Origin of the sequence: Nocardia sp. NPDC004860 (assembly GCF_040609015.1) — a bacterium.
Taxonomy (GTDB): Bacteria; Actinomycetota; Actinomycetes; order Mycobacteriales; family Mycobacteriaceae; genus Nocardia.
Genome location: NZ_JBEXJI010000028.1, coordinates 21,422 through 41,753, shown reverse-complemented (window position 1 = coordinate 41,753; position 20,332 = coordinate 21,422). Strand labels below are relative to the sequence as shown.

General features: G+C 70.4%; 17 protein-coding genes and 1 pseudogene. 9 read left to right on the top strand and 9 right to left on the bottom strand.

Annotation, left to right across the window (positions count from 1 at the left end):
- Nucleotides 1-55: 55 nt before the first annotated feature.
- From ABZV44_RS35520 to ABZV44_RS35505, 4 genes are all read right to left on the bottom strand, one after another.
- Nucleotides 56-205: a hypothetical protein gene (locus ABZV44_RS35520; RefSeq protein ID WP_354846344.1), complete on the bottom strand. Its 150-nt coding sequence runs from the start codon at nt 203-205 to the stop codon at nt 56-58.
- Nucleotides 206-220: 15 nt separating this feature from the next.
- On the bottom strand, nt 221-532 hold the full coding sequence (locus ABZV44_RS35515; RefSeq protein WP_354846341.1) for a hypothetical protein: 312 nt from the start codon (nt 530-532) through the stop codon (nt 221-223).
- Complete coding sequence (locus tag ABZV44_RS35510) at nt 517-2,094, bottom strand: MFS transporter (RefSeq protein WP_354846338.1); 1,578 nt, start codon at nt 2,092-2,094, stop codon at nt 517-519. Before ABZV44_RS35510 ends, ABZV44_RS35515 begins: the two co-directional genes overlap by 16 nt.
- A 70-nt stretch (nt 2,095-2,164) precedes the next feature.
- Nucleotides 2,165-2,938, bottom strand: a complete 774-nt coding sequence (locus ABZV44_RS35505; protein WP_354846335.1) for an RsiV family protein — start codon at nt 2,936-2,938, stop codon at nt 2,165-2,167.
- Nucleotides 2,939-3,169: 231 nt separating this feature from the next.
- On the opposite strand from ABZV44_RS35505, the gene ABZV44_RS35500 reads away from it, so the two are divergent.
- Nucleotides 3,170-6,067: a BTAD domain-containing putative transcriptional regulator gene (locus tag ABZV44_RS35500; RefSeq protein WP_354846333.1), complete on the top strand. Its 2,898-nt coding sequence runs from the start codon at nt 3,170-3,172 to the stop codon at nt 6,065-6,067.
- A gap of 196 nt (nt 6,068-6,263) precedes the next feature.
- Here the strand turns inward: ABZV44_RS35500 and ABZV44_RS35495 are convergent.
- Together ABZV44_RS35495 and ABZV44_RS35490 are read right to left on the bottom strand one after the other, a co-directional pair.
- Nucleotides 6,264-6,653, bottom strand: a pseudogene (locus ABZV44_RS35495) (acyl-CoA dehydrogenase family protein); the annotation flags it as partial.
- 91 nt (nt 6,654-6,744) lie between these two features.
- Nucleotides 6,745-7,929, bottom strand: coding sequence for an acyl-CoA dehydrogenase family protein (locus ABZV44_RS35490; protein WP_354846330.1), 1,185 nt, complete (start codon nt 7,927-7,929; stop codon nt 6,745-6,747).
- Between the two features lie 102 nt (nt 7,930-8,031).
- Between ABZV44_RS35490 and ABZV44_RS35485 the strand changes: the two genes are divergently transcribed.
- The 6 genes from ABZV44_RS35485 (at nt 8,032) to ABZV44_RS35460 (ending at nt 13,626) form a co-directional block, all read left to right on the top strand.
- The gene (locus ABZV44_RS35485) at nt 8,032-8,733 is read left to right on the top strand and encodes a hypothetical protein (protein WP_354846327.1); all 702 of its coding nucleotides are present in this window, start codon (nt 8,032-8,034) and stop codon (nt 8,731-8,733) included.
- 133 nt (nt 8,734-8,866) lie between these two features.
- The gene (locus tag ABZV44_RS35480) at nt 8,867-9,865 is read left to right on the top strand and encodes an LLM class flavin-dependent oxidoreductase (protein ID WP_354846324.1); all 999 of its coding nucleotides are present in this window, start codon (nt 8,867-8,869) and stop codon (nt 9,863-9,865) included.
- Nucleotides 9,866-9,938: 73 nt separating this feature from the next.
- Nucleotides 9,939-11,210 carry a condensation domain-containing protein gene (locus ABZV44_RS35475; RefSeq protein ID WP_354846321.1) on the top strand — a complete coding sequence of 424 codons (1,272 nt, stop codon included), beginning with the start codon at nt 9,939-9,941 and terminating at the stop codon, nt 11,208-11,210.
- Nucleotides 11,207-11,605: a nucleotide disphospho-sugar-binding domain-containing protein gene (locus tag ABZV44_RS35470; RefSeq protein ID WP_354846318.1), complete on the top strand. Its 399-nt coding sequence runs from the start codon at nt 11,207-11,209 to the stop codon at nt 11,603-11,605. The genes ABZV44_RS35475 and ABZV44_RS35470 overlap by 4 nt, the downstream gene beginning before the upstream one ends.
- A 186-nt stretch (nt 11,606-11,791) precedes the next feature.
- On the top strand, nt 11,792-12,931 hold the full coding sequence (locus tag ABZV44_RS35465) for an MlaD family protein (RefSeq protein ID WP_354846315.1): 1,140 nt from the start codon (nt 11,792-11,794) through the stop codon (nt 12,929-12,931).
- 179 nt (nt 12,932-13,110) lie between these two features.
- Nucleotides 13,111-13,626 (top strand): L,D-transpeptidase, encoded by a 516-nt coding sequence (locus ABZV44_RS35460; RefSeq protein WP_354846312.1) that lies wholly within the window; start codon nt 13,111-13,113, stop codon nt 13,624-13,626.
- An 88-nt stretch (nt 13,627-13,714) separates the two neighbouring features.
- Here ABZV44_RS35460 and ABZV44_RS35455 read toward each other — a convergent pair whose 3' ends face one another.
- Nucleotides 13,715-14,113, bottom strand: a complete 399-nt coding sequence (locus ABZV44_RS35455) for an SgcJ/EcaC family oxidoreductase (RefSeq protein WP_354846309.1) — start codon at nt 14,111-14,113, stop codon at nt 13,715-13,717.
- Here ABZV44_RS35455 and ABZV44_RS35450 point away from each other — a divergent pair.
- Nucleotides 14,112-15,203, top strand: a complete 1,092-nt coding sequence (locus ABZV44_RS35450; RefSeq protein WP_354846307.1) for a sigma-70 family RNA polymerase sigma factor — start codon at nt 14,112-14,114, stop codon at nt 15,201-15,203. The genes ABZV44_RS35455 and ABZV44_RS35450 overlap by 2 nt on opposite strands.
- 3 nt (nt 15,204-15,206) lie before the next feature.
- On the opposite strand, the gene ABZV44_RS35445 is transcribed toward ABZV44_RS35450, so the two are convergent.
- A complete protein-coding gene (locus ABZV44_RS35445) occupies nt 15,207-18,224 on the bottom strand; it encodes an AAA family ATPase (RefSeq protein ID WP_354846305.1) in 3,018 nt (1,005 codons plus the stop codon).
- A gap of 130 nt (nt 18,225-18,354) precedes the next feature.
- On the opposite strand from ABZV44_RS35445, the gene ABZV44_RS35440 reads away from it, so the two are divergent.
- Complete coding sequence (locus ABZV44_RS35440) at nt 18,355-19,548, top strand: hypothetical protein (RefSeq protein WP_354846302.1); 1,194 nt, start codon at nt 18,355-18,357, stop codon at nt 19,546-19,548.
- A gap of 41 nt (nt 19,549-19,589) precedes the next feature.
- Here ABZV44_RS35440 and ABZV44_RS35435 read toward each other — a convergent pair whose 3' ends face one another.
- Complete coding sequence (locus tag ABZV44_RS35435) at nt 19,590-20,219, bottom strand: TetR/AcrR family transcriptional regulator (RefSeq protein ID WP_354846300.1); 630 nt, start codon at nt 20,217-20,219, stop codon at nt 19,590-19,592.
- Nucleotides 20,220-20,332: the final 113 nt, after the last annotated feature.

The window sequence follows — 20,332 nt, the reverse complement described above, 5'->3', positions numbered from 1 at the left end:
CCTCAGCAGCGAGCCGACCTTCCCCGTCTGAGGTCCCGGGACGTCCCGGAGAAGGTCAGCGTCGTGCGCCGTCGAATGCGAAGACCACCAGGGCAGCAGCCATCGCGCCCGCGACTGCGGGGAATGCGGCGATGGACTGTGCGAACATGCCGACGATCGTGCCGGGCGGATCGGCTCGGGCGCAATCGATTTTCCCGATCGCCATCCGGCACAACGTCACTCAGGGATCCGACGCCCCGGTGAGCTGAGTGGGCTCGGTACGGCCGGGCCGGCGGGTCGCGGCGAGTTCCGCCGCGACGAGCAGCCAGACGACGATCGCCACCACGAGCAGCTCACGGCCGAGGGTCCGCGCCCAGGACAGCGACAGTCCGGCGCCGGTCGAGAGCGCCGCGACCGAGGTCATACCGAGCGGGAACACCGTCGCCCATCGCCGCACGTTGTATCCAGGGCGGAAGCGAATCACCTCGGCCCCGATCAGCGCGTAGAAGCCAAGGCTCAGGACGGGCAGCGCCAGGGTCACTGCTCCGAGCACCGTGTGCCGGGTTCCCGTCCACCGCTGTCGGCGTCGTGCCCGGTGAGCGCGGTGAACGCCCCGGCAGTCAGGATCGCCAGCGCCGAAACCACCAGCGCCACATCGAGTCCGTGCCGGAAGGCGACGGTCGCCGTCTGCAGGACCTCGTGGACGTGCGGTGCGTATTTGATGGCCGTGGCCAGGTCGAGGCCCGGTGGGATGCGACCCCGTTCGACCGCGTCGATGGCGATGGGTTGCAGGTCGGCGGGCAGGCCCAGCTCGGTGAGGCGGATCCGCAGATCGGCGGTGAGAAAACCGTTGACCAGCGAGCCGAGGACCGCGACGCCCACGGCCGCCCCGACCTGGCGCATGGTGTTGGTGGCCGCGGCCGCCATGCCCGAATGCTCGGCGGGTACACCGGTCAACACCGCCGCGGTGAGCGGCACCACGGCGACGCCGAACCCGAGACCGGCGACGGCCAGGGTGGCGGCCAGCGGCGCGAACTCCACCGTGCCGTCCAGCGCGTGCCGGGTCAGCAGAATGCCCGCCGCACCCACGACACAGCCGACGAACATCGGCGTGCGGGCGTCGGTACGTGCGACCCAGAATCCGGCGGCCACCGCTCCGAGCATGAGCGCCACGGCCATCGGAGCGAACACCGCTGCGGTCCGCCCGGCCGAGTAGTGGATCATCACCTGCAGATACAGCGCGGTGAAGAAGAAGATCGAGAAGACCCCGAAGTAGACCGCGAAGGCGACGAACAGTGCGCTGCGCACCGGCGGGAGCCGCAGATAGCGAAAGTCGAAGACGGGGTTGCGAACCCGGTTCTCGACGGCGACGAACGCGAGGAACGCGAGCCCGCCCAGCACGAACAGCGCGACCACCGAGCGCGCGCCGTATCCGCGGTTCTCCCCGCTGATCGCGGCATAGATCACCGCACCGAGGAAGATCGCGCCGAGCAGCGAGCCGAGCCAATCCAGCTGCCCCGGTTGCGGATCCGCGCTCTCGGGCACATACCGCAGCGCGGCGGCCAGCACCACCACGCCGAGGATCAGATTGAACCAGAAGATCGATCGCCAGCCGTACGACCCGACCAGTACGCCGCCGAGCACCGGCCCGGCGGCCAGGGCGAGACCGGACACCGCCGCCCACACCCCGAGCGCCTTGGCGCGGGCGCGGGGATCGGGGAAGATCTGCCGCAGCACCGACAGAGTGCCCGGCTCGGACGCGGCCGCACCCAGTCCCATGACCGCTCGCCCGGCGATGAGCATCGGCACGCTCGCCGCCAGCGCCGAAATCACCGATCCCGCACAGAAGATCGCCAACCCGGCGACCATGACCCGCTTGCGTCCCCACCGGTCGCCGAGGGATCCCGCCGCCAGCATGAGGCTCGCGAAGACCAGGGTGTACGCATTGACGACCCACTGCAGCAGCACGACATCGGTGCTGAGCTCCGACCGGATGTCGGCCAGCGCGACGGAGACCACGGTGGTGTCGAGGAAGGTCACGAACAGGACCGCGGTGACGGTGGCCAGCGCGATTCCGGGCCGCGCCGCGCCGCGCGACGTGTCACCGATTGCCACGTCCACAGGTTACGTGGCAGGCAGGACCGGCTGTCCGGTTTCGATCGGCGTGGCGGCCGGCCGGACCGGCCTAGCTCGACAGGACCGCGAGCATGCCCGGCTTCAGCACGCCGTTCAGGTCCGACCACGGGACGGTGACGTCGACGACGCCGGCCGCCTCGGGCCCGATCTGCCCCTGCGGGAAGTACACGTGCAGGCCCGCCTGGGTGGCGGTCCAGACCTCGAAGGTGGTGGCGGCGGCCTTGACGTCGTCGAACCGGACGACATCGGCGACCCGGGTGCGGGTCAGCCGCGTCTTCGTCTGCGCCGCCAGCACATTCAACCCCTGCTGCTCGTTGGTGAACAGGCTCGCGAGCGTGATCTCCTGCGCGGTATCGATATTCGTGACATGCGAGAACAGCCGGTCCTCCGGGTGCGCGCCGTGGACGTCGACGCGCAGGTACAGCACCCCGCTGAGCACGTGCGTCCCGATGCGCTCGACCGCGCTCGACTTGTTCGGGTCGGTGATCACCGCGGGGTCCTGCTGCTGGTCGACGTAGGTCCACAGCCCCTGCACCATGGCGTCGTTGAATTCCCGTCCCGCGGACCAGTTCACGCCCGCGCCCTCGACCCGTACCTGCGGCACGTCGATGTCGAAGCCGACACTGCCCTTGCCGCTGCTGGTCAGGTGCTCGGTGGTGGCGACGAAGCGCCCGTGCCCGCGCTGCTGGTCGGCGGCGGGTGCCACGGTCGAGGCCGGCGTGCCGACGCCGCCCGGACCGGTGGACGCGTGCCGCGCCTCGCAGGCGGCCAGCCCCAGGGCCAGGGCGCACACGGCGATGACGGTGGCGGACTTCAGCCGCATGGGGTGCCTCCAGACGATCGGGGGCGTCCGTCTCGGTGCGGCGCCCGCGATCAGAGTCGGACTCGCCGCTTGGAAGCGGCCAATGACCCACCAATGGCCGATGCGACGCGCAGGATGGGTGACGGTCCGGACCACGGACCCATTCCCCTAGAGAAGGCGTGAATCGGTGCAGGATAGTCGGCGAATCGTCGCTGTCTCGACCCCTCTAGACTCCCGAACGGGGAGGTCGGTTTGCTGAGATTTGCCGTACTGGGCGAGGTCCGCGCATGGCGTGGGGACACGCCCCTGGACCTGGGTCCGCCACAGCGGCGTGCCGTGCTGGCGGCACTGCTCCTGCGCGAGGGCAAGGCGGTCACCGCCGCCGAGCTCGTCGAGGGGATCTGGGGCGAGGACCCGGTGCTGCGCGCCGTGCCCGCGCTGCGCACCCACGTGGCCAAACTCCGGCGCGAACTGGAACCCGACCGCGTCAACCGCGGACCCTCCACCCTGCTGATCTCCATCGGCGACGGCTACGCCCTGCGACTCCCGCCCGGGCGCACCGATATTCACGACGTCGAGGACGAGATCGCCGCGGCCGAGCGGCTGCGCTACGAGGATCCGGGCAGCGCCCGCGACACCCTGGAGTCGGCGCTGGCCCGCTGGCGGGGCGCCGCGCTGGGCGGACTGCCCGGGCCCTATGCCGAGCGGCAGCGTGCCCGGCTCGAACAGTGGCGGCTCTCGATCCTCGAGGACCGCCTCGCCCTCGATATCGAAACCGGCCGCAGCGCCGAGGCGGTCGCCGAACTCGGGCCGCTCATCGAGGAGCATCCGCTGCGGGAACGCTTCCGCGCACTGCTCATGACCGGGCTGTACCACTCCGGCCGCCAGGCCGAGGCACTCGAGGAATACGGGCGCGCCCGCCGCGCCCTGGTCGAGGGCGTCGGCGTGGAGCCCGGACCGGAACTCAGTGACGTGCACGCGCGAATCCTGCGCGCCGAGCTGGCGCCCGTGGTGCGGCCCGCCCGCGCGGTGGTCACCCCGGCCCAATTGCCGCCCGACATCGCCGATTTCACCGGCCGGTCCCGGGTCGCGGAGGAGATCGCGGCCCAGCTCACCGGCGACGGACCGGCGGTGGCCATCTCGGCGGTCGGCGGGATGGGCGGAGTCGGCAAGACCACCCTCGCCCTGCACATCGCCCATCAGGTACGCGACCGGTTCCCCGACGGGCAGCTGTATGTGAACCTGCGCGGCGTCGACCCCGAACCGATCCCGCCCGGGGACGCGCTGGGCGGATTCCTGCGCGGGCTCGGGGTCGCCGAGGGCGATATTCCGCCCGCCGTGGACGATCGCGCCGCACACCTGCGAACACTGTTGAGCGACAAGCGGATTCTGGTGGTGCTCGACAATGCCCGCGACAGCGCCCAGGTGGCGCAGCTGCTGCCCGGCACGCCGGGTACCGCGGTGCTGATCACCAGCCGCTCCGCGCTCACCGAACTGCCCGCGGTGCGGCGCACCCGCCTCGACGTGCTGGAGCGCGAGGAGGCCATGACGTTGCTGACCCGCATCCTGGGCGCCGAACGCGTTGCGGCCGAACGGGATGCGGCCAACGCGGTGATCGAGCAGTGCGCCTGCCTGCCGCTGGCGGTGCGCATCGTCGGCGCGCGGCTGGCGGTGCGGCCGCAGTGGACCATCGCCTCGCTGGCCGAGCGGCTGGCCGACGAGAGCCAGCGCCTCGAGGTGCTGCAGACCGGCGACCTGACCCTGGAGGCGGCTTTCCGCCTCGGCTACGGGCAGCTGAACACCGAGCAGGCCAGGGCGTTCCGCGTGCTGGCCCGCGCCGATGTGCCGGACTTCCCAGTCGACGGGGCCGCGGCGCTGCTGGGCGTGCCGGTGGCGCGGGCCGAGCTGGTGTGCGAATCGCTGGTGGATCTGAGCCTGCTGGAGACGCCCGCGCCCGGCCGCTACCGCTTCCACGACCTGCTGCGGCTGTTCGCGGCCCGGCTGGCCGGGACCGCCGCGAACCGCGATCTCGGCGAACGGGAATCGGAGATCGTGATCCGGCTGCTGGACTACTACCTGGCCAGCACCAAGAACCTGCTCGGCGCACTGGATTACAGCAACACCACGCTGCTGCTGGTGCCCACCACCGTGCCGGGTCACACCTTCGCCGGCGGGGCGGAAGGCCAGTCCTGGAACGATGTCGAACGGCCGGTGATCATCGCGCTGCACCGCCAGGCGGCCCGGCTCGGCGGGCGGGCGATGGCGCTGGCGGCCGATCTGGCCTGGGTGATGTCGGAGCTCATGGATACCGGCAGCCGCGCCCGCGAGCTCGCCGACGGCCTGAAGGCCCTGCTGGACACCGCGATCCGCGACGGTGACCACGCCAGCGCGCGTCGGTTGCGGGTGGCGCTGGGCGCCATGATGCAGATCGGGCTGGGCGAGGTGGAGGCGAGTCTGGAGTTCCTGCAACCGATTTCGCAGCCCGCCGACGACGCCGAGCGCCGGTTGCAGGTGCTGGCCGAGATCCTGCTCGGGGTGGCGGATCGGCGCACCGGCAATACCAAGGACTCGCATCGGCACTACGCCAATGCCATCGCCTGGACCCGCGCGCTCGACGATCGGTCGCTGGAGGCGTGGATCCTGGCCCTGGCCACCCGCACGCTGTGCGAATCCGGCCAGTACGCGGAGGCGGTGGCGGTGGCCGAGCGGGCCATCGCGCTGGCCCAGGAGTCGTCGAACGCGGTGGCGCTGGGCTGGGCCACCCACGAATTGGCCGCCACCCGTTCGATGCTCGGCGACCACGCGCTGGCGCTGGCACTGGCCGAGGACGCGGTGCGCATGACCCATCGCAATGGCGTGCGCCTGTGGGAGGGCTGGGCGCGCACCCGGCTGGCCCAGATCCACCTGCGCGCCGGGAACGACGCCGCCGCGGAAAGCGAGGCCACCCAGGCCCTGCGACTGCTGAGCAAGGCGGCCGATCCCCTCGACCGGGCGCGAGCGCTGTCCCTGCGCGCCACCGCCCGCACGGCCCGCGGCGATCACGAGGCCGCCGCCCGCGAGCACGCCGACGCGGCCGAGATCTTCCGCCGCGCCGGGCTGCCCGCACCGACACTGGCGACGCTGTTCGCACCGGGACCGGCCACCGGATAGAGAATGTTTATTCGCTTTTTATCGGCCCGTGGGAGCGTGCAGACACGCGGGTTCCCCGGGTCTGCAACACCCGGGGTACTCGCGCGCGATGAGGTCATGTCCGCGTGCGCACGAGGGGTGCGCATCCGGCTCATGCTGATCGGATAGCCGCCGCCGGCACCGGCCGGCGGCGCCTCCGGTCCCTTCCCCGAATCTCTCAGGACAGATCCGCGTCCAGGCGCGCACCCAGTGTGCGCAGGTGCGCGGTGGCGCCGCCCGCCTCGAACTCGGCGCGCTTGGCCGCGGTGAAGTAGCGCTGCATCGGATAGTCCAGGTAGATCCCGGTGCTGGCGTGGATATGGACAGCGGTGTGGGCGACGCGGTGACCGGCCTCGGCCGCCCAGAATTTCGCCACGTCGACCTCGGATTCCGCTGGGAGCCCGTGGGATTCGCGCCAGGCGGCCTGCCAGAGGGTCAGGCGGACGGCTTCGACATCGATATAGGCGTCGGCCAGGCGCTGGCGCACGGCCTGGAACGAGCCGATGGGTTTGTCGAATTGCTTTCTGGTGCAGGCATATTCGCAGGTCATTTCCAGAGCGCGTTCGAGGCCGGCCCAGTCGGCGAGCAGCTCGCGAGCCAGTTTTGACAGTTCCCGCTGCGCGTCGGTGTATTCGAAATCCATGGTGCTACTCCTCTTCTCAGCGGGTGACGGGCAGGCCGAGGGCGTTCTTCGCGATGATGTCGCGCTGCACCTCATTCACACCGCCGCCGAAGGTCAGGATCAGCGCGGACCGGTGACAGCGTTCGATGCGCCCGCGCAGCAGCGCGCCCGGGGAATCCGCGCGGATCACCGCCTCGGCGCCGAGCACCTCCATGAGCAGCCGGTATCCCTCGGTGGCGAACTCGGTCCCGAAGACCTTGGTGGCGGAGGCATCCGCCGGGCCGAGCGCACCGCGATCGGCCGCCCACGCCGTCCGCCAGTTCCGCAGCTTCAGATATTCGGCGTGTGCGTGCACGCGAGCCAGATGCAGCCGCACCCATTCCGCGTCCATGACGCGGGAGCCGTCGGGCAGGACGGTGGCGCGCGCCCACTCGGTCACCTGCCGCAGCGATTCCTGCAGCGGCGCGGCCGAGGCCAGCGCCACGCGTTCGTGATTGAGCTGATTGGTGATCAGCGCCCACCCCTGGTTCTCCCCGCTCACCAGATTGGCGGCGGGCACCCGGACCTCGGAATAATAGGTGGCACTGGTGCCGACCCCGGCCATGGTGTGCACCTTGGTCCACGAAAACCCCTGGGCCGCCGTGGGAACGATAAAGATCGACAGCCCGGCGTGCTTGCCGGCGCTGGGGTCGGTGCGCGCGGCCAGCCACACGTAGTCGGCGTATTCGATGAGGCTGGTCCACATCTTCTCGCCGGTGATGACGTACTCGTCCCCGTCGCGTACGGCGCGGGTGCGCAGCGAAGCCACATCCGTCCCGGCATCCGGCTCGGAATAGCCGATGGAGAAGTGCACGTCGCCGCGCGCGATCCTCGGCAGGAAGTACGCCCGCTGCTCCGCGGTGCCGTGGCGCATGATGGTCGGCCCGACCGTGTTCACCGTGAGATAGGGCACCGGCACGCCCGCGGCGGCGGCCTCGTCCAGGAAGATCAGCTGGTCGAGCATCGGACGGCCCTGTCCGCCATGCTCTTCCGGCCAGCCCAGGGCCAGCCAGCCGTCGGCGCCGAGCCGGCGCACCACCTCCCTGTAGACGGTCCCGTCGCCGTGCTCGCCGCCCGGACCCGAGCGCAGCGCCGCCCGCTCCTCCGGGGTGACGAAGTCGGCGAAATACTCGCGCAGCCGTTTGCGTAGCCGGTGCTGTTCATCGCTGAAACTGATGTGCATAGGCTGAAAGGTAGGAAGCCGCGAGGCCGGATCCGCCCGGCTGGCAGGAAGCTGCCAGATCCACCGGGAGCGACCGGTGCCCGTGTCAGGATCGGGGAAGTGATGCAGCGACAGCAGACCGGCGCCCTGGCCACCGGCATCGTCCGGTTCAGCCAGGAGGGGCGCTGGGGTCAGGACGTCCACCACCTGCTCCGCCATACCCGGCGAGAGGCGGTGGTAGCGGTCTCCAATCCCACCCACTCCAGTGATCACCTGCGGCTCGGGCAGGTGGTCGTGGACGACCTGCTGGCCGCGGGCAAGCAGGTGCGGCTGCTCTACTCCCCCGACTATCTGGAACTGCGCGACCGCCGGCCGCTGCTGCGGCATTCCTCGCAGGGCGCGCAGATCCGGGTGACCGACAACGACTTTCACAATGTGCTGATCATCGACCGCACCGTGGCGGTGCTGTGGAGCGGCGCGGGAGCCGGCCACCCCTACGCCTACCTGGTCCGCGAACCCGCCCTGCTGCGCGCCCTGCACCAGTTCGCCCTGCTGAGCTGGCAGTCCGGCCACGGCCTGGCCGGGCACCTCGATACCGCGGGCGTCGAGATCACCTCCACCGCCCGCGCCGTGCTCAATACCCTCAACCTCGGGCTGATCGACGAGGCCGCCGCCCGCCGGCTGGGCATGTCGCTGCGCAGCTACCGCCGCCACATCGCCGATCTCATGATCCGCCTCGAGGTGCGCAGCCGCTTCCAGATCGGGGTCCGCGCAGCGCAACTCGGCCTCCTCGACGACAACCCGCACCCTGTCGCATCCCCCTGACGCTCCCGGTACCCCTGCCGATAGCACCGGTGGACGGCGAGCCTCCCCCGGTGGTTGCGGGCCCGCGCCGAGTACCTGGCTGGGGCGGCGAAGAGTGTTGCCGGACAGCGGTTTCGGCATCGATATTGACTGAATGAACGTGGTGGCCGCGCTCCGGCTCAACATGACCACTGTCAACGACCCGGCGGCCGGGCATCGCCAGCGATACCGGGCCGCGCTGGAGATGGCGGAGTACGCCGATCAGGTCGGGTTCACGGTTGTCAATTGCGAAGAGCACCACGGCTCGGGGACCGGGTGGCTGCCCGCGCCGCTGCTGCTGGCCGCCGCAGTGGCGGCGCGGACCGAGCGGATGCGGATCAGCATCGGCGCGCTGCTGGTGCCGCTGTACGAGCCGGTGCGGCTGGCCGAGGACCTGGCGGTGCTGGACAATCTGTGCGGCGGTCGGCTGACCGTGGTCGCCGGAATCGGTTACCGGCCTGAGGAATACGCCGCGCTGGGCCGAGATTTCACGCGGCGGGGCAAGCTGATGGACGAGGCCCTGGAGATCATGATCGCGGCCTGGCGGGACGAACCCATCCGGATCCATGGGCAACCGTTCGACGTCACGCCCAAGCCCTGCAGCACACCCCATCCGCACCTGCTCATCGCCGGGATGAGCGCGGCGGCCGCGCGCCGGGCGGCGCGGTTCGGGCTGCCGCTCTCGCTGCCGATGGCCATGCCGGAGGTAGAGGAACTCTACTACCGCGAGCTGGTGCGTTGCGGCACAGCGGGTTTCGTTCACAAGCCCGAGCCCGGCAGCAGACTCACCCTGCTGCACACCGATCCGGACGCGGCCTGGCACAGCTACGGCCCGCACATTCTGACCGAGATCCGCGAGTACGCGTCGTGGCGGCGGGACGGGGTGCCGCGCCCGCACGAGACGGTGCCGGATTCGGTGGATGCGCTACGGGCGCACGGTTACCTGGAGATCCTCACCCCCGGCGAGCTACGGGACCAGATCGCGGGCGGCCGTACCGAAATCCTGATCAACCCCCTGATCGGCGGGCTGCCGATCGAGGAGGGCTGGGCCGCCCTGCGCCTGCTCGGCGACGAAGTGCTCTCACGCATCGAGCTCGCTCCCGCCGTCGGATAGCCCACCGGCATCGACCGGTCACCCTGGCCCACACCACTTTTCGCTTCCGAAGTACCCGATCGCTAGGACAAGCATGACCGATCTGCGCCCCGGCCGGCTCACGGCCGCCACCAAGAAATTCCTGACCTGGGACCCGAACCCGGCCGTCTTCGGCGTCACCATTCCCTGCCCGGTGCCGGTGGCGATGGGGCTGGAAGAGGCTCAGCGGCTGGTCAATACCCTGATCGACACGCACGAGGCCCTGCGCAGTCGCTACAGCTACGGCGAGGGCGCGGCCTGCGAGATCGAACCCGAATCCGGTGGCGTCATCGACCCGGCCCGCGTCGACGTGCGGACCATCGATATCGAGAGCCTCGACCCCGGCGCGCTCATGGAACTGATCGAGGCGGAGTCCGCCCGGGCCAACCTGCGGCTGGATCCGCCCGCCGGGAAGGTCGTCACCGCGGTACTGCTCACCCGCTCCTACGACGTGAACATTCTGCTGTTCACCGCCCACCACGTCGCCATCGACGGCGTCGCCATGTGGGTGCTGTGGGACGACATCGCCACCTACGTCCGGCAATGGGAAGCGGGAGAGGCGATCTCGCTACCGCCCGAGACCACCACCGGCTCGGAATGGGCGGAGTTCCTCGACGGCTACGCACCCACCCGGGTGGGCGAACGGGACTACTGGCTGGCGGCATCCGACAGCGAACCCAACCAGCAGATCCGTTCGGCCACACCGAAATCGGCGCACTTCGACGGCGTCATCGACGGCGCGCTCGCCCAGCGGCTGCTGGTCGAGCTGCCCGCCGCGTACGACGCCAGCTACACCCGGATCCTGCTCGTGGCACTGGGACTGGCCATCGAGGACGCCACCGGTGTGGCGCGGCCCATCCAGGTGCAGAAACACGGCCGCTACAGCCGCCTGCGGCCGGGCACCGACCTGTCGCGCACGGTCGCCTGGATCTCCGACGACTACCCCTGGCTGCTGCGGCCGGTATCGGGCAGCCTCGGGACGCGCCTGCGCGACGCCATCGCCACCTATCCGCCGCACCCGGAGGACTTCACCCTGCTCTGCTGGCATCACCCCGAAAGCTGGCCGCACTTCCTGACCTTCAACTTCCCCAAGTTCTACTTCAACTTCCTCGGCGATGTGGGCGTGTGGATTCCGGACGCGCAGTCGCGCGAACAGTCCCGGCTGACCATGTTCGATCTGAGCATGTTCCTCGGCACCAGCAAGCCCGAAGGCGTTGAGCAGGTGCACTATTCGGTGCACTCGCCCGACGGCGGACTGGGCGCCGAGCGGATGCGGGCCATCGTCACCCGGTGGCTGTCGATCCTCGAGACCGTGGCGGTGCCATGAGCAGGATCATCCTGGTCGGCATCGGCAGCCGCGGTGACATCGCCCCGCTGACGGGACTGGGCGTGGGCCTGCGCATGTCGGCGCTGGTCCACCACTGCGGGGCCGGCACCACGGCCGCGGGACTGCGCGCGGGCGTGCCGGCCATCGGCGCGCCGGTGTACGCCGACCAGCCGTTCTGGGCGCAACGCCTGATCGATGTCGGCGTCAGCCCGGCCACCATCCCCTACTCGAAACTGTCCGAGGACCGGCTCACCGCCGCGCTGACGCGCGCCACCACCGATACCGCCCTGCGCGACAATGCCACTCGGCTCGCCGCCCGGATCGCCGCGGAGGACGGCGTCGGCCTCGCCGTGAAGGCCATCGAGGCCCACCTGGCCGCACACGGGAAGGGCTGATCCACCACTCACCCTGTGCCCGAGGGCGGTCCGCCCCGCCCGGGCCCGCCCACGCCGGATTCCACGCCCCGACTGTGGTTAGATAGCGCGCAGTTTCGCCTGGTGTTTGCTATGCATCGATCCTTTTAGCGCTGATCAGCGGTGGAGGCGGGCCATTTGAGCGTGCTGCGCGGGCACAAGACACTGATGTCGAACCTGGCTCTGATCCTGCTACTCGCAGTCGGGGCGGCGTATCTGGCGATCCATGTGGCGCGGGTGCGCGCACCGGGCAGCACCTACACCGTCACCGTTCAGCTGGATCGCTCCGGCGGTTTGCAGGTGGGTAACGACGTCACCTGGCGCGGTTACCGGGTGGGATCGGTCAAGGCGATCCAGATCGGCGACGGCGGCGCCCTGGTGTCGGCGGTCGCGGAAATCGACAAGCGGTACCGGATTCCGGCCGATAGCAAGATCGCGGTCTCGGCGCTGTCGGCGGCGGGCGAGCAGTACATCGACTTCCGGCCCAACACCGACAAGCCGCCCTATCTGCGCGATGGGCAGGTGGTGCGGTTCAACCCCGGCAAGATCACCACGCCGACACCCGTCTTCGAGACGCTGACGAACACCAGCGAACTCATCGCGCAGATCGATCCGGACAAGTACGCGGTGATCCTCGATAATCTGGACACCGCGCTCAGCGGCGGGCCCGATCAGCTGCGCGGACTCATCGACGGATTGAGCATCGCCACCACGGGTTTGGACAACCGGCTGCCGCAGACGGTCAGCCTCATCGAGAATCTGCGCGTCATCGCGGGCACCACCTCGCACGCGCAGCCCGATCTCGGCACGCTGACCCGCAATACGTCGATCGTGGTCGACCAGGCCCGCGCCGCCGACGCCGAATTGCGGCAACTCCTCGACCGCGCACCCGGACAGCTGGGCATCTTCGATGCGGTACTGGACCGGAACATGGATCCGATCCATAGCCTGGCCACCACCATGTCCGCCATCGTGCGGGCCGCGCTGCTGCGGGTGCCCGCGCTGCGCGCCCTTTTCCCGGCGCTGGTGGTCGGCTCCTCCGCCATCGGCGTGCCCGCCCACGACGGCGAGTTCTACACCATCGTGGACGCCTGGCTGCGGCCGTGGTGCAACTATCCGACCCGGACCGTGCCCCCGTCCATCGCCACGGTGCCCGTCTTCAGCAGCTGGAACTACTGCGACAATCCGCCCGACGACCAGCAGATTCGCGGATCCGCCAACGCGCCGCGCCCGGATGTCGCCAACAATGGCGCGCACCGGCCGACCGGAGTCGACCCGAATCAGCGCACGCTGCCACCTGTTCGGTGAATTCGGGCGTGTCGGCGCGCCTGTCGCGGTTTATCCCGCGAATCTCGATTTCCACCAGTCAGAATGATCACCGGTACCCAGTGGTCCCATGCTTGTGCCAACGAACAATGTCCCTTTGCCCTGAGAGCGGCATCGAACAGGGTGGCGGGCCAAGGTTAGGAGAGGGTCGAAACTCGATGATGAGCAGAAGTTCCCTCGGCTTGGCGGCGCGATCGGCGGTCATCGCCGGTGTGGCGGTCGCAGGATTCGCGGCCGCGCCCGCGCAAGCCGAACCATTGTGGCCCGGTGGTCCGGACGTTCCCGGTGTTCCGGCGATCGTCCCCGGCATCGCACCCAGCGATGTCAACGCGCCGTGCCAGACGGCGGGTACTCGCGCCTGCCTCAAGCTCGGCAGCAACGAAGCGTGGCTGATGGACAACGGCAAGGTCGTCTTCGGCCCCACGCCCATCTCGCACGGCATGCCCGGATTCGAGACGCCGCCGGGCGTATTCCATGTGTCGTTCAAGAAGCCGTTCCACTGGAGCACCATGCACAACGCTCCGATGGAATACGCGGTGTTCTTCAACGGGGACATCGCCTTCCACATCGGACCGGTGGACAAGAAGTCGCACGGCTGCATCCGCATGACGCCGGACGGGGCGCGCGAGTTCTTCAACTACCTGAACCCGGGTGACACCGTCGAGGTCGTGCCGTAACGGCGACGGGAATGCGTGTGCGAGCCCCCTCCGGCGCCTGTCCGGAGGGGGTTCGCTCATGTCCGGGTCGCGCCGGACATTCGGGCGGCTACACCGGGCAGTTGTGGTACGAGGTCACCAGCCAGCGGCCGTCGCGCTGGATCAGGGCCCAGGTGGCCACGATCCAGCCGTCGGCCGCTGGCTCGGTCTCCCCGGCGGGCACCACCGCGCTGCGGCTGACCACGATGGCGGTGCCGGGGGCCGGGAAGCGGACCGATTGCGGTTCGTCGACGGTGTGCGAATCCCGCAGCGGGCCCGCGAAACCCGCGGCCATGGAGGTCCGGACCGCCTCGCGGCCCACGTTCACCACGCCCCGCACGACGGTGGTGGCGTCGGGGTCGTAGTCGGCGACGAAGGCATCCGCGTCATTGGCGGCCCAGGCGCGGTAGAGGTTGGTCAGGACGTCGAGGACGGCCTCGCGGTCGGTCGGTACGGCGGTGTCGGTCATGGTTTCCTCCTCGGATCGCGGCCGCGGTGAGCGGCTCACGAGTACCTACCGGCGGGCCGTGCCCGATTCATCGCCGCGGGTGTACAAAGTTCGGCAGGGCCCGGATTCGAGGAGCAGAGGCCCGGATTCGAGGAGCAAGAGCATGGCGAACGTGGACTTCGAGGCGGACACCGGCCGCTACCGACGGGAATTGCTCGCGCATTGCTATCGCATGCTCGGGTCGGTGCAGGACGCCGAGGATCTGGTGCAGGAGACCTACCTGCGGGCCTGGCGGGCACGCGACAGCTACGACGAGAAGCGGGCCGGGATGCGGACCTGGCTGTACCGGATCGCGACCAATGCCTGCCTGACCGCGCTCGAACAGCGCGGGCGGCGGCCCATGCCCTCCGGACTCGGCCACGAACCCGGTGACGACCCGCGCGAGGCACTGGTGCACGGCGGGGAAATCCCTTGGCTGCAACCGATTCCGGACGCGCTGCTCGGCGATCCGTCGGAAGCCGCGGTGGCCCAGGGCAGTCTGCGGCTGGCGCTGGTCGCGGCCATGCAGCAGCTGCCCGCCCGGCAGCGGGCGGTGCTGGTGCTGCGCGAGGTGCTCGACTGGCCGGCCGCCGAGGTGGCGCGGGCGCTGGACATGACCCCGGCGGCGGTGAACAGCGCGCTACAGCGAGCTCGGAAGACGCTGAGCCAGAGCGGCATTCGCGAGGACGAGGTGTCCGAGAGCGCCGAGCAGCGGGCCGTGGTCGACAGCTATGTCGCCGCCTTCCGCAATGCCGATCTGGCGGCGCTGGAGAAGCTGCTGTCCGACGACGTGATCATGGAGATGCCGCCCATGCTCAATTGGTACGTCGGGCGCGCGGACTACATCGGGTTCATGGCGCGCGTCTTCGACATCAACGGCAGCGATTGGCGCCTGGTGCCGATCGGGGCCAATGGCCAACCGGCACTGGCGGCCTACGTCCGCGACGGCGACGGGTACGCCCTGCACACCCTGCAGGTCTTCACGATCCGCGACGGCCTGGTCACGAACCTGATCGCCTACCAGGTCGAGGAGATCTTCCGGCTCTTCGACCTGCCGTCCCGATTGCCCTGAGCCTCAGTCGTTGTCATCGGAGGACGCCAGCAGGCCGTGGTCGTGCGCGAAGGCCGCGGCCTCGGTCCGGCTGGCCACGCCGAGCTTGGTGAGAATCCTGGAGACGTGCACACCGGCGGTGTTCGCGCTGATGAACAGCTCGGCCGCCAGGCCGCGATTGCTCATGCCCTTGGCGACCAGCCGCAGCACCTCCAGCTCGCGCGGAGTCAGGCCGTGCCGGCCGGACATGGAGCCACCGTGCGGTTTCGGCGCTTCCGCCGTTCGCCCGGCGGTGAGGCGGGCACGGTCGGCCAGCCGTGCGGCCGCCTCCTGCAGGGGCAGTGCACCCAGCTTGGCCGCGATCTCGGCGGCCTCGCGCACGGCCAGGTCTGCAGCCGCTCGATTCCCTTCGGCCGCATACGATTCCGCCCCGTCCAGCAGCGCGGCGGCGATCTCGTGCGGCCGCTCGACGGCGCGCCAGGCGGCGACCGCCTCCGACCAGCGCGCCGCCGAACCGGCCAGCCGCGCAGTGAAGACGGCGCGATAGGCGGCATCGACCGGCGACACCGCGGGCAGCGTGTCCCCCAGGGCGAGCAGTTCCGCGGGCGCTCCGGCGGTTCGGGCGGCCAGCGCCACCAGCGGCCATGCGTCGTGCGGATGCGCGAACAGGGTTGCGGCACCGTCCCCTTGGGCGAGCACGCCGGCCAGCACCGCCGCCGCCCCGGTCTCGTCGCCCGCCGCCGAGTCCACGGCGCAGGTCAATGCGGCGAGTTCTAGCCGATACTGCGCGGCCCACCGGCTGTCACCCAGCAACCGACCGGCCTCGGCCGCCGCTGCCCGCGCCGCGCCGATGTTCCCTTCCGCCAGGGAGATTCGCGCGAGGCACAGGGTCAGCGCCGCCCGGCTGAGCGGCGGCAACAGGTCGAACTGCGTCTCGTCGACCACGGCCCGGGCCTCGTCCCAGCGGCCGAGCGCGGCGAGCGCCTGCGCCCATTTGACGAACAGGATCGGTGCGGACTCGGAGAACCGGAACGACTCGTGCGCGGCCCGCAGTCCCTGCCGGACGGCGGCGATGGCGGCGTCGTACCGCCCGGCCGCGACCAGCACCGCCGATTCCCAGGTGGCGACATCCACCACGATCCGCGCGTCCCCGGCCCCGGCGGCCGCCCGGTGAGCTTCGGCGAAATGATCCAGCGCCCAGTCGGTTTCATTCGCGGCCGCCGATTCCGGCCCGGATGAACCATCCCCCGCCACCTCCGCCGCGGCGGCACCCGCCAGCCCGAGATGGGCGTGCGCCCGCGCCACGAGGGCGTCCGCCCCCAGTCGCTGGGCGATAACCAGCGCCGCACGGGCGTCCGACGCCGACCCGGCGGCGTCCCCTCGGAAGATCCGCGCGGAGGCCGATTGCACCAGCGCCTCCGCCCGCTCCGCACCGGCACCCGTCACCGGCAGCAGCTGCAGTGCCCGCACCAGATCCGTTCCCGGTCCGGCTCCGGTGGTCCCCCGCAGGTACGCCCGCCGCCGATACATGCGCGCCACCCGCTCGACCTCGCACCGGTCGGCGTCCGCATCGACGGCGCGCTCGCCATCGTCCCGGTCGGCCGAGCGGTGGCCCGACCTCGACTCGGTACTTCCGGTGGCGGACTCGGCCGGGGCTATGTCGCCGGTGGGGTCGAGCAGGGCCAGCGCCGCGTCGGCGGCGGCGATGCCGCGCTCGGTCGCGCCGCAGGCCACGGCGACATCGACGATCTGTTCCAGGACAGCCAGTTTCGTGGTAGGCAGGATCTGTTCGGCATCGGGCACCCGATCCCAGAGGACGAGGATCTGTTCGAGGAGCCGGAGGCGTTCCGGGTGGGTGGCGGGGACGGTGGTGGCGGCCGACCAATAGGCACGCAGGGCCTGCTCCAGATCGCCGGCGGCACGGGCGTGACGGGCCAGGTCGGCACGGGATTCGGCGTCGAGGGCCTCGCCGCGGGCGCGCAGCGCCGCGGCCGCGCGGGCGTGCAGGCGGGTGCGCTCACCGGGCAGCAGCCGGTCGTAGATGGCCTGGCGGATGAGGCCGTGCCGGAATTCGTAGCCGGTCTCGGTGGTGTGCAGCAGGTGGCGGTCGACCAATTCCCGTAGGGCGCGGTCCAGTTCGCCCGGGGGTAGGTCGACGATGGCGGCCAGCAGTTCGTGGTGGATCGGGGAGCCGAGGACGGCGGCCGGGGGCACCACGGCGAGAGCGTCTGCGGAGAGGCCGGATTGGAAGCCGAGCAGCAGGTCGGTCAGATCGGCGGGCAGCTGGTCGGGGCACTGGCCGAGCGCCTCGACGAACAGCGGGTTGCCGCCGCTGCGTTCGAAAACCTTGGTGATGAGCCGGGGTTCGGGCTCGCGGGCGAGCAGGGCGGCGAGCTGGCGGCCCACCTCGTGGCGGGTCAGCGGGTGCAGTTCCAGCACCCGCACGCCCGGATTGCGGCGCAGTTCGGCGACCAGGCCGCGCAGCGGGCCGGCCTCGCCGGGACGGTAGGTGCCGACCAGCAGGGCGTCCGCGTCGGCGAGATTGGCGGCCAGGAAGGTGAGCAGTTCACGGCTGGCGTCATCGGCCCAGTGCAGATCCTCGAGGATGAGCACCACCGGCCGGGTCATGGCCAGTTGCTCCAGCAGCGTGAGGATTTCGCCGAACAGCCGGATGCGGTCGGCCTCCGGGGCGGCGCCGCCGGTGTGAACGGCCAACTGCGGCAGCCAGTTCGCCAGCGCCGGATGCGGTGGCAGCAGCGTGGCCACCGCCTCGCCGCCGAGCTGCCGCACCAGCCCGCGCAGCACCGCCAGGAACGGCGCGTAGGCCACACCCCCGGTCCCCAGCTCCGGGCAGCGACCGAGCAGCACCAGCGCCCGAGAGTCCAAACGCTCGGTGAACTCCCCCACCAGCCGGGACTTCCCGATCCCGGCCTCCCCCGCGATCAACACCGTCTGTGTACCGGGATCACCCACCGCCTCGACCAGCGCGGACACCTCTGCCGCCCGCCCTACGAGGACACTGCTGCCGGGAAAACTCACCACTCCCCGATCATGCCGTGACTGTCACAATTCGCCCACTCGACAGGCCATTTCGCACCCCGTTCACAGCTTCGGGCGGCTTATAGTGCACGCGGCGCTAACGCGCGAGCGATCGGTATGTGGATGGGCAGGAATGACAGTCGAGAACCCGGCAGTGGAGTCGGTGCACGGAATGTGGGCCGCGGCGGATCCCGGCGATCGCCGGCGTTGGTGGCCGGTGATCCTCTTCCTGGTCGTGGTCCTGGTGGCGGGTTTCGCGATCGCGGGATGGTTGCTCATCGGGCAGTCACACCGGTCGCCGGCCGCGGCCTCCCGCGCGGATCTGAACAGCGCCCGGCTGGCCCTGATCAATGCGCCCGGAGCGCACTACACCGGCCGCCTGACCGGGCAGGACGGGAAGAAGGCGACTGTGGACCTGCGGGTCACGAATGTCGGTGACGCGTCCGGGACTCTCGAATTCGCTCCCGGAAAAGCCTTGTCGTACCAGCGAATCGGCGACAAGACCTTCGTGCGGGGCAACACCGAGGCCTGGATCGCCTACGGCTTCTCCGCCGACGACGCCGCCCGTTCCGACGGCCAGCAGCTGCTCGAACCCCCGGCGATCGGCGGCCTCGATCTGCCGGCGGCCCTGACTCCTTCGACCCTGGGGCGGCATCTGGACCCCAATGCGGAAGCGCACCGGCCGGTCACGGCGGGCGTGCCCATCACCATCGACGGCCACCGGTCCACCCCGATCATCAGCGGCGCCATCACCACCTATGTGAGCTCCGGCCAGGTCGATCGAATTACCGAGCCGGCCTTCGACATCCGGGTGGCGCCCCTGAGCGCCGACGAGGTGGCCGGGCTCTACCGCGATCTCCGGACCGCGGCCGCGGAGACCGAGAACGCCACCGACTCGGAAACGAAGATCACCGTCGCGGGCAGCTGGAGCGACCCGTGCGGACCGGACTGCACCGCGATCGAAACCCTGACCAGCGCACGGCAACCCTTCGGCGCGGCGGCGATCCCCGCGTCGCACCCGGACGAGATCTCCGTGTGGTACCAGATGGTGCTCACTGTCAACGGGATCGTCATGCCGACACCGCTGTGCGCCGGCGTCCAGCCGATGCCGGGAAACGGGACGGCGACGGTGTCCTGCCCGTTCACCATCGAGGCGGACGGCGGCACCGTCGACGCGGTGCTGAAGAATCACCCGCTGATGGGCCGGACCCGGGCCGACGCCCTCGTGAGCACGGTCGACAGCAATGCCGGACGCAGCCGGGACAAGACCGCATGCCCGGTGGTGCAGGTCGAGGGCACGGCGTTCTGGACCAAGCCCGGCTGCTGATCGTGCGCGGGGGCCCGAAACCGAAGGACCGCAGCCGCTGATCAGGGTTTGGCCAGGAAGCCCTCGACGGTCCGGCGCACCTTCGACACCGCACTGTCGTCCCCCAGGCGCAGTGCGGTATTCGCCGCCGCGAGCACCGCGTCGATCTGGAAAGCCGCCAGATCGGCATCCAGAGCGGCGATTTCGCCATGGTCGCAGGCGTAGGACAGCTCACCGGCCAGCAGGTCGAGCCAGTCCTGCTGATTGGCCACCAGCGCGTCGCGCACCGGCCCTGGGCGGCTGTCGAATTCGGCCAGGTTCGCGGACTGGAAGCAGCCGCCCTCGAAGCAAGGGCCGGTGGCGTAGTCGAGCCACAGCTCGATCAGGGCCCGCAGGCGTTCGGCGCCACGGGGTTTCGCCCGGGCGGGCCGGGTGACGGTGTCGATGAAGACCGCGCGGAAGTAGTCGATGGTGGCGAGCTGCAGGGCTTCCTTGGTGCGGAACAGGGTTTGGATGCCCGCCTTGCTGAGGCCGGTGTCGGTGGCCAGGCGACCGAAGCTCAAGCCCTCCAGGCTGTCCAGCGAGGCGATGTCCACGGCCCGGCCGAGCACCACCTTGCGGGTGCGCGAGCCGCGCAGCAGTCGCTTGTCGGTGATCTCGGTGGCATCCGCTGCCGGAACCGCGCTTTCCATACGGCCGATCGTACTCCTGACCCGTGCCGGAAACGGCCGCGGCAATGGGCCGCCCGCGGCGGAAGCGGTCAATCGATATTGCCGCGTCAGGTGACCCACGCTACAGTTACGGG